Annotated in this window: 8 protein-coding genes; 1 reads left to right on the top strand and 7 read right to left on the bottom strand. The window is 30.1% G+C overall.

Features of this window, described 5'->3' with window-relative positions; translation table 11 throughout:
• From Q0649_RS09845 to Q0649_RS09875, 7 genes are all read right to left on the bottom strand, one after another.
• Positions 1 to 498 (bottom strand): LytTR family DNA-binding domain-containing protein (locus Q0649_RS09845; protein ID WP_298840925.1); only part of this gene is annotated, 498 nt, incomplete at its 3' end.
• Positions 499 to 733: 235 nt separating this feature from the next.
• On the bottom strand, positions 734 to 1,276 hold the full coding sequence (locus Q0649_RS09850) for a LemA family protein (protein WP_298840928.1): 543 nt from the start codon (positions 1,274 to 1,276) through the stop codon (positions 734 to 736).
• 24 nt (positions 1,277 to 1,300) lie between these two features.
• On the bottom strand, positions 1,301 to 3,175 hold the full coding sequence (locus Q0649_RS09855) for a DUF2207 domain-containing protein (protein ID WP_298840934.1): 1,875 nt from the start codon (positions 3,173 to 3,175) through the stop codon (positions 1,301 to 1,303).
• 161 nt (positions 3,176 to 3,336) lie between these two features.
• Positions 3,337 to 3,723: a VOC family protein gene (locus Q0649_RS09860; RefSeq protein WP_298840937.1), complete on the bottom strand. Its 387-nt coding sequence runs from the start codon at positions 3,721 to 3,723 to the stop codon at positions 3,337 to 3,339.
• A gap of 218 nt (positions 3,724 to 3,941) precedes the next feature.
• Positions 3,942 to 4,580 (bottom strand): ATP-dependent Clp protease proteolytic subunit, encoded by a 639-nt coding sequence (locus Q0649_RS09865; RefSeq protein WP_298840940.1) that lies wholly within the window; start codon positions 4,578 to 4,580, stop codon positions 3,942 to 3,944.
• A 112-nt stretch (positions 4,581 to 4,692) separates the two neighbouring features.
• On the bottom strand, positions 4,693 to 6,354 hold the full coding sequence (locus Q0649_RS09870; RefSeq protein WP_298840942.1) for an ABC transporter permease: 1,662 nt from the start codon (positions 6,352 to 6,354) through the stop codon (positions 4,693 to 4,695).
• Positions 6,355 to 6,356: 2 nt separating this feature from the next.
• Positions 6,357 to 7,142, bottom strand: a complete 786-nt coding sequence (locus Q0649_RS09875; RefSeq protein WP_298840945.1) for an ABC transporter ATP-binding protein — start codon at positions 7,140 to 7,142, stop codon at positions 6,357 to 6,359.
• A 212-nt stretch (positions 7,143 to 7,354) separates the two neighbouring features.
• Between Q0649_RS09875 and Q0649_RS09880 the strand changes: the two genes are divergently transcribed.
• Positions 7,355 to 8,714: glycoside hydrolase family 36 N-terminal domain-containing protein (locus tag Q0649_RS09880; protein WP_298840949.1), on the top strand; the 1,360-nt coding region annotated here is incomplete at its 3' end.

The following is an 8,714-nucleotide window of genomic DNA, read 5'->3' on the forward strand; positions in this document are numbered from 1 at the left end:
TGTATGTATCATACATTTACGAAGATAAACCTCTATAAAAATTGTCTCATCAACATATATTTTTACATTGACACCCCTTTTAACTTCAATTACTATGTATTTTTTTACTTTGTTCTTTGCATTTTCTTTTTCGATATGTGATTTAAAATGTTTTGTCATATTCACTACATCAGCCATATTGTATGGTTTTAGAATATAATCATAGCAATGCACTTCTTTAAATGCCTTTATTAAATATTCAGCATGTGTCGTTAAAAAAATAATAAAACTAAACTCATACTTAGGTATCTTCCTAATCTCTATTGCAAAGTCTACTCCAGATGAGCTACTTAAGCATATATCCACAAAAAAAACATCTATACTGTATAGGCTTGTAATTTCTAAAGCCTTATCTTTATCAAAAGACTCATATATATTTATACCTTTATCTATTTGCTGTAGCATTTTCTTTAAACTTTTTCTCTGAAGCAAATCATCCTCTACTATCAACACATTCATTTGTATCCCCTTTAATTATGGTGCCACCCACGTGGCAAGTGACAAGTTAAAAATTTATACTCCCCCACAGTCTTTATTTTGTTATATTTTATTTTTTATAATTGTAACAATGTCATTATATCATAAACTTTTACTAAATTAGATATATTTTGTAACATTATAAGTTCATATTAAAATGACTAAAATCTAAGAGTACAAAACCTCTTCGATTTTAGCCATTCATTTATCAATCTCTTTAAAACTTAATTTGTGGAATACTTTTTTCATCCTCATCTACATTGAAAAACGACTCTTCCTTAAAACTACACAGCTTTGCAACAATGCTCGAAGGAAACATTTGAACAGTATTGTTATATTCCATAACTACGTCATTGTAGAATTGTCTTGCATAACTAATTTTATCTTCTGTTTTTGACAATTCATCTTGAAGTTCAAGATAATTAATATTTGACTTAAGCTCGGGGTAATCCTCAGCTACTGCAAACAATTTCCCAAGTACTGTTGTTAATTCACCATTTGCCTTCATCATATCCTCTGGAGTGCTTGAGGAAAGATATTTTGTCCTAGCTGATGTTACGCCCTCAAAAGTACTACGCTCATGGCTTGAATAACCTTTCACAATTTCAACTAGGTTTGGAATAAGATCAAACCTTCTTTTTAATTGTACATCTATTTGCCCCCAAGAATTTTTAACCTTATTTCTATTACCTACAAGGCTATTATATAAAAAAACTATTATTAGTAATATTACAGCTACTATAATTACAAGAACTAACATTAGTACACCTCCTTATTTTTATCATTAAAATGCACCACCTCCACCACCACCGCCAGAGCCTCCGGAGCTACCGCCACTAAATCCCCCTCCTCCACCAGAGGATGATGAATTACTAGAACTTGAATTGCTTTGTGCTCTAGAAACCGATTTATTTACAGTATGCATAGTATTATTAAACATTGTCTCAAACCCAACAAAGTAATCATAATTTGTTCCATACATATAAGTAAGCTGGTTATTATTTAGGTCTTCATTTTTAAAGATTATTGGTAGCTGCTTAATAACTTCCTTTGCAACTCCAAGTGAAATAGCATAAACAAGGTAGTGCTCCCACAATACAATAGCCGGAATTTCAGCCTTATCTAACCTACTAAAATCTTTTAAAAAGTTTTTAAATGCTTTCCACTTTGCATGCTGCTGACTACCAAAGTCTGATCTTTTTTTCATTCTTATAGACAAAACAATTAATATAATACCCTGAAATAACATTATTGAATAATAAATTGACATAAGCGTAGATGCCTCATATACCATTTCAGTTATTATATAATAAATTCCTAATAAAATGCCTAATATCCTCATTTTTATAGGTGTTTTATGAAAAAATACATATTTATCAGCATCTTCTTTTACAAGTTTTACCCACTTATTATAATCCTCCTTAAATTGAAGAGCTGTACTGTTTCCTTTAACATACTTTTCTATATCGTCAAGGCTAATACATCCTCCATATCCTACTTTATATATAAACCAACTTATTAAAAATTTCTCATGTTTTTTCAAAGGAACAGTTGGTATTTTTTCAATTAATTTAAATTTATACTTAATTATATTTTTGCTCATAAACTTATTTTTTTGGATAGATTCATTCTTCTCAATGGAAAATTGTTTTTTTCTAACCAGGTCCATAAGTGTGGCCATAATATCCCTTGTATGTACTTTGCCAAAGTACATTAATACACTCATTTCAGCAGGTGTGTATTCTCCTGGAAGCTCTCTGAAGTATTTACCATAAAAGTTATGTTTAGGTTCTTTATCATACTTAAAATATAGAAAAACGATTGCTAAAACTCCTAATACCACATAAAAGATCATCCATGGTTTGGCATCAGAACTCCTTTGTATTCGGTCAAGCTCTTCCCGCTTTTGATTCTCAATCTCAACCTTTTGATTCTCAATTTGTTGCTTCTTAGAAAGTTGTTCTTCTATTCTTTCTTGCTCTCTTGCCTCATTAGCCGCACTTGCAAGTTTACCCTCATTTGCCATTATTCCAGGTAATGCATTTTCATTTACTATTTTACTTGAATTTGGGACAAGTTTTACAGGAAATACAACCAAAGTTTCTACAAATTCACCTGGTGAAACTGACGGCACCTTAAATTCCACATTTCTATTATCCAATATAGTAGAATCACCTGTTAAAGGCCCATGGGCAAAAATTTTTAACTGCTCCTTTGTAGCTCCTGATGGGAGTGTTATTTTTATTTTTATGTTATCTATAGGTATTTCCCATTTTGTGTCAATTGTTTTTCTGTTAAATGAGGCTATGTCCTTATACTTTGTAACAGCATCAATTAATTTATATTTTATAACAAAAGTTTTTTCCTGATCCTGTGAAGCTTCAAAAATCTTAAAGTGTCCAAAATTTTCATTCTGGACAAAATTATAGGTACCCGAATTACCCTTCTCATCTAATGAATTGTCTGAATTTAGATTAAGTTCTTGTAAACTGGTATCTTTAATTACATAAACTTTTTTATTTTTTAAACCTTTCGTACCTGAAAAATCTACATCTCTAAGCACACCATTAAACTCACCGTCAAAATTATATGTAAGTCTCTCTTCATAATCAGCAGAACCATCCTTATTTATTATTATATTAATATTATACCCGGACATATTATAGCTTTTACTCCCCTGCGCATTAACGGGTTGCATGCAAACAAAAGAAATAATAAGATTAACAACCAGAAATATTTCAGAAAAAATTAAAATAGCACGTTTTTTGATAATAACACCTTCTTATAGACCTATTATATCCAATAGTTCAATAATTTTCACTATATTTCATATAATTCTATTGGCAAATCATCTGGGTCACTAAAAAAAGTAAATCTTTTCCCCGTAATCTCATCAATTCTAATATTCTCAGTAATAACATTCTTATCATTTAGTTCTGCTATTGCTACATCTATATTATCCACCTCGAAAGCAAGATGCCTAAGGCCTCTTGCTTCAGGATAACTCGGCCTAATCGTTGCTTTAGGAAAAGAGAATAATTCTATTTGATAATTTCCTCCAACGGATAAGTCCAACTTATATGACTCTCTTTCTTTTCTATATACCTCTTTAATTATTTTTAATCCTAAAATATTAACATAGAAATTTTTAGACCTTTCATAATTTGAACAAATAATAGCTATATGATGAATTTTATTTAATTTCATTATTATGCCTCCTTGGTTTATATGATATTTTTTCTAATTGTATTAGTTATTGTGTATTCTTTCAATACATTTATTTACATTTTTCTATTTTGTGGTGCTAAGATTGGTGGAATATTAGGTAGTGCAGGTTACTAAATTCAACCAACTAACAACTAGGGGGTACTCCATTACCTGAGTATCCCCATTTGTTAAGAACTAAAGGTTAATTAAATAAAAAACTAGAATAGCTCTTCTAAATCAGTTACAATTTTATCTGCTAGTCCTAATGAAATAATTTCATCAGACGTTAGCCACCAATCTTTTCTATAATTCTTGGTGTAGAGTTTATCTGTAATATTTGTATTTGCAACAATAAACTCTTTAACTCTTTTTTCTTGTCTTTGAGTAAATTCGAAGTTATCTAAAACTTTATCAGTATTACCCATAGCCCCTGTACTACCAGAATGTATTAGGGCTGTTGTATCTTGAAACACGTATCTATGGCCTTTTGAACCAGCAAGTAACATTAACCCACCTGAACTATAAGTTTTACCGAGGCCTATAGTATACACTGGTGTTTTGGAAAGTTGAAGCACATTTATAAAATTAAGTACTGCTGGTAACTCCCCACCATTAGAATTTATAAAAATTTTAATAGGGGTTCTTTCCTCGGTGGCTTTACCTTTGTCTTGTTTATTCCACTTTATAACCATTAGTGAAAAATCAACCAAACTATCATCAATGTCAAAATTCCAAAAGATCTCTCGATTTCTAGTTCTCTCATAATAATCTAAGGTTTCTGGGTCTGGTAGATTCATTTTTGTTAATTCCTTAACCTCATCCTCAAAAAATATATCCCAGTTCTTATTAACGCTCATAATTCACCCTACTTCCTTTATATTATTATTTAATCGTATATTATATTATATGTATGCGGATATCCTTTTCCACATTCAAACTCATATAAATATATTTTATTTTTATTTGCTTTTATATTTCTATATCCTTCCAGTTAACATTAAAACTAGTTTTCCAGAGAATTATATTAACTATTATAAGCACTAAAATATAAACACAAATAAGTATTATATTACTTCTAATAAATATATGAATTAAAACAAATACACCAAGTAACAAACTAGTTATTATCGATGGTTTTATAAGTTTCCCACTATCTGATGTGGCAAACTTTACACTGAACGGCATTGCCTTATTTGATAATTTAAAATACACTAAAGATAATATTAAAAGAACTAAAAACATAACTATTAAATCAATAACTATTGATGGACCTTTAATTATTAAAAACACCATAGCATCTAACAAATAGAGTGGTATTATAAGTTTAAATAGAGTTCCTTTTACTGCACCTTTTAATATTACTCCTGGATTTTCTATTGGTAATACCTTGTATATAAAGGCTCCCTTAAAGCTATCACTATTATTTATAAATGCTGTACAAAAACATAATAAGAATATACTTATATACATAAATAATTGAATTTTTCCACCAAAGCCAGTTTGAATATTATCAGTAAAAGTTTTTCCATTACTATCCATAAAAACAAATAAAAGTGGCATAAATACTGCCATTGCAAGTGTTGGATACACCTTAAGCTTTAGATTTCGTTCTGTAGCTATCATATTTTGTGTGAATATAAACATACTCTTTTCTACTTTATCCTTGCAAACAAGTGACGCTATAAATTCTTTTCTATTTTCACTCCTTCTGCTTACAGTTCCTCCTTTCGAATTTAATTTTTGAAGGTTCTTTTCAAAATATGGTACTACCTTTTTTAAATAAAGCATAATTAAAACAATTGGTCCAAGTACTGCATGTACTAATAAATACATTAACATAGGTTGTTTATTACCATCTATCAATATTCCAAATGGTGCTGCAAACCACATTGATGGTAATAATAGATGCCAAAGCTTAGGTATATATTCACTATTCATATTTGAAGCATCAAAAACTCTAGCAACTAGTTGATATCCAAATGCAAATACAAAAGCTAATAATATTTGAAAATAGTTTATTATATCTTTTAGTTTTTCTCCATCAAAAAACTTTAAAACCAAGGTATATAAAAGAGATGTTAAAGTTATAACTATTAAAACTAACAGGATAGTTTCTATAGAAAATATTAAGAAAAATAAAATTCCATATTTTACAGTGCCAATAACTAGTGGTATTAAGTTTAATGACATAGAAAAACCTGCTAAATATATACATATGTGAGTAGTTTTTGCGGCATTAAATGTCTTATTATCTATAGGCTTTGGTAATAATATACTTTTCTCGACTACATCTAATAATACTGCAGAAAAATCAGAAATCATGAGTGAAATCATCATAAATAGATTTATGCCTATTACAATATTTGTAGCTTTCATAGCTGGCATATTACTATTCATTATTAGACCAATAAAAATACTCATAAAAAAATTAAACATAAGCAAACTTATATAATTGTTTTTATCGTGACTTTCATCAATCTTTTTATTTTTTCCCATGATATTGCTTACCCGTCTACCGTCCATTGTTAATTTTATCTGTAGAATCATTCTCATAATTTTATAGTTAACTTCTAATTTTACATATATAAATTGGAATTTATCTAGTACCCTAAGTACAAAGAAATCTTTCATATCTACACCTCTTCAACCAAAGAAACAAATTTTTCAGCAATCTGTGTATGTTCATTAAAACCTGTTAACTGATTAAATATTTCTTCAAGTGAACCCTCCTTTTGATTATTCTTAAGCTGCTCGAAACTTCCATCAGCAACTATTCGGCCATCCTTTAGGAGTATTATTCTATCACTTACCTTCTCTACAACATCCATTATATGTGAGGAATAAAATATTGTTTTCCCTTTCTTTGCAAGTGTTTTCATAACCTCTTTAAACACCATAACACTATTAGCATCCAATCCACTTAACGGCTCATCAAAAAATAATATATCAGGATTATGAATTAAACTGCATATTATAAGTAACTTTTGCTTCATGCCTTTTGAATATGAGGATATTCTAGCATTTATAACATTGTCCATTCCAAATAATCTCATTAACTCTTCAGATCTCTTTATGAGTTTTTTCTCCTCTAAGCCATATATTCCGCCTAAAAAGCTTATATACTCATAAGCAGTTAAATTTTCATATATGTCTGCAAGTTCAGGTACATAACCTATTTTCTTTTTATACTCTATACTTCCATTGCTTATATCTTGTCCAAGTATTTCAACAGTTCCGAAGTATCCTTCTAATATACCTAACATTATTTTAATAGTAGTACTTTTACCAGCTCCATTAGTCCCTATATACCCTATAATCTGACCGCGGGGGATCTCCAGATTTATACCATTAAGCACCAAATTATTATCATAACTCATTTGTAAATCTTTTATTGATATTATACTTTCTAAATTTCCCATCATTTCCACTCCTTAAAGTATTTTATCTGTTTATGTGATTTATTATACTACATAATTTGGTAACTTGAATATGTTTATATATTTGTTATAGACTACATAAATTTAATTTATTAACTTTTTATAATATATCGATTATGTTACAATTATAGGTGGATTATATGGTTGAAAACGTTTTATATTAATGTCAAATAAAATAGAAAGGATGGATATCTATGAATATAATTTTCGAAGAATCTACAAAATCTTTTCACTTGCAAACTGGAAAGACAAGCTATATTATGCAAATATGCAAGGGCGGTTATCTAGCTCATCTTTACTGGGGAAAACATATAAGAAAAGCAGTTTACAATGAGCTTTTATCATATAAAACAAGAGACTCTTTTTCTCCTAACCCTGTTACTGGAGATAATTGTTTATCCCTGGATACATTACCACAAGAATATCCTGCCTATGGAAATACTGATTTTCGTGTGCCGGCTTATGAGGTTCAACTTGAAAATGGAACTACAATAACGGACCTTAAATTCGAATCGTATAATATATTAAAAGGAAAAGCTGTATTAAATGGACTACCATCTACTTATGTAGAAAGTGAAAATGAGGCTTTGACCTTAGAAATAGTAATGTTTGATTCTTTAATTGGTCTTAAGGTTATCTTATCTTATAGTGTTTTTGATGAACATGACGTTATAACAAGAAGCGTTAGGTTTATAAATGAAGGGGCTACCACTTTAAAACTTCTACGTGCTTTGAGTATGAGTATAGATTTCAATAAAGATGGATATGATTTCATGCAGCTTTCAGGCTCCTGGGCAAGAGAACGTCATATTGAAAGAGCTCCCCTTAATAGTGGTAACAAATCTATAGAAAGTAGAAGAGGTGCCAGCGGTCATCAGCAAAATCCTTTTATTGCGCTACTTAGCCATGATGCCACTGAAGATTATGGTGATGTATATGGTTTTAGCTTAGTTTATAGTGGTAATTTTTTAGCTCAGGCGGAGATTGACCAATATAACACCACTAGGGTCTCTATGGGAATTAATCCTTTTGGATTTTCATGGTTACTAGAACCCCATGATACTTTTCAAACCCCAGAAGTTGTAATGGTTTATTCCGCAGATGGTATTGGTAAAATGTCTAGGACTTACCATAAGCTTTATAGAACTCGGTTATGTAGAGGCAAATTTAGAGATTCAGTAAGACCAGTGCTTATTAATAATTGGGAGGCTACATATTTTGATTTTAATGCTGATAAAATAGAGGCTATTGCAAGTGTAGGTAACGACTTAGGGATTGAACTTTTTGTACTCGATGATGGATGGTTTGGAAAGAGAGATGATGACAAAAGCTCCTTAGGTGATTGGGTAGTTGATAAAAACAAATTACCTAAGGGACTTAACAACCTTGCAAAACGCATAAATAATCTTGGTATGCAATTTGGATTATGGTTTGAACCTGAAATGATATCACCTGATAGTAATTTGTATAGATTGCATCCTGATTGGTGTTTACATGTGCCTAATAGAACTAGGTCTGAGGCTAGAACACAATTAGTTCTTGATTTATCAAGAA

Source organism: uncultured Clostridium sp., assembly GCF_937920395.1.
GTDB lineage: Bacteria > Bacillota > Clostridia > Clostridiales > Clostridiaceae > Clostridium_AD.

What these genes read in the sequence shown, in the direction of transcription:
- Q0649_RS09870 (WP_298840942.1), bottom strand. Translation starts at nt 6,354, where the DNA reads ATGAAAGATTTCTTTGTACTTAGGGTACTAGATAAATTCCAATTTATA.
- Q0649_RS09855 (WP_298840934.1), bottom strand. Translation starts at nt 3,175, where the DNA reads ATGTCCGGGTATAATATTAATATAATAATAAATAAGGATGGTTCTGCT.
- Q0649_RS09875 (WP_298840945.1), bottom strand. Translation starts at nt 7,142, where the DNA reads ATGGGAAATTTAGAAAGTATAATATCAATAAAAGATTTACAAATGAGT.
- Q0649_RS09865 (WP_298840940.1), bottom strand. Translation starts at nt 4,580, where the DNA reads ATGAGCGTTAATAAGAACTGGGATATATTTTTTGAGGATGAGGTTAAG.
- Q0649_RS09860 (WP_298840937.1), bottom strand. Translation starts at nt 3,723, where the DNA reads ATGAAATTAAATAAAATTCATCATATAGCTATTATTTGTTCAAATTAT.
- Q0649_RS09850 (WP_298840928.1), bottom strand. Translation starts at nt 1,276, where the DNA reads ATGTTAGTTCTTGTAATTATAGTAGCTGTAATATTACTAATAATAGTT.